Origin of the sequence: Pseudomonas sp. 32_A (assembly GCF_017490905.1) — a bacterium.
In the GTDB taxonomy this organism is placed as follows: Bacteria; Pseudomonadota; Gammaproteobacteria; order Pseudomonadales; family Pseudomonadaceae; genus Aquipseudomonas; species Aquipseudomonas inefficax.
In genome coordinates this window covers 1-499 of record NZ_JAFGYI010000219.1, presented here as the reverse complement: position 1 = coordinate 499, position 499 = coordinate 1, and the positions used below count along the sequence as shown (strand labels likewise).

Genomic DNA, 499 nt, shown 5'->3' with positions numbered 1-499 from the left:
GTCCAAGCTTTCTCCTTGGGCTAAACGCTCCTTAAATTCCTGCGTTTTATTTTTCAACTCAAGGTTGCTCAGACCAGCCATTTCATCGGCTAGGCCGTTGATTTCCTTGAGTATCTCCTTAACAGGGAGAATAGGATTCAGTTGTTTAAACATGTTCTTCTCCTGTTTCTTCCAGTTTTAAGCTGTAGAAATCCAGCTCTTTGACCCCAGCACTCAAGAGAGAAATACGATAGGTATAAGCCTCATGAGGGTAAATAAAGGTCATGTGGGTACTTTTGTCAATAAGCTGTTTGATTTCATTGCCATAACGGTCCAAAAAGCTGACTTTCAAAAAGACTGAGCCAGTTGGGACGGCTTCGAGAGTGGCCGTCAAGTCGTAGCTATGCCCCTTTTTCAAAAGTGGTAGGGCAGGCTGGGTACGAGCAGCTTGATAGTTTTGGATGGCCACCCAAGACTGGATTTCCGTTCCTGATGGCACCAAAGGATTGTAAAATTGCAC

General features: G+C 44.5%; 1 protein-coding gene. It reads right to left on the bottom strand.

What is annotated here, in order from left to right; genetic code table 11:
- Positions 1–145: 145 nt before the first annotated feature.
- A partial coding sequence (gene asp3, locus J5M58_RS26380) for an accessory Sec system protein Asp3 (RefSeq protein ID WP_207880295.1) occupies positions 146–499 on the bottom strand: 354 nt, incomplete at its 5' end.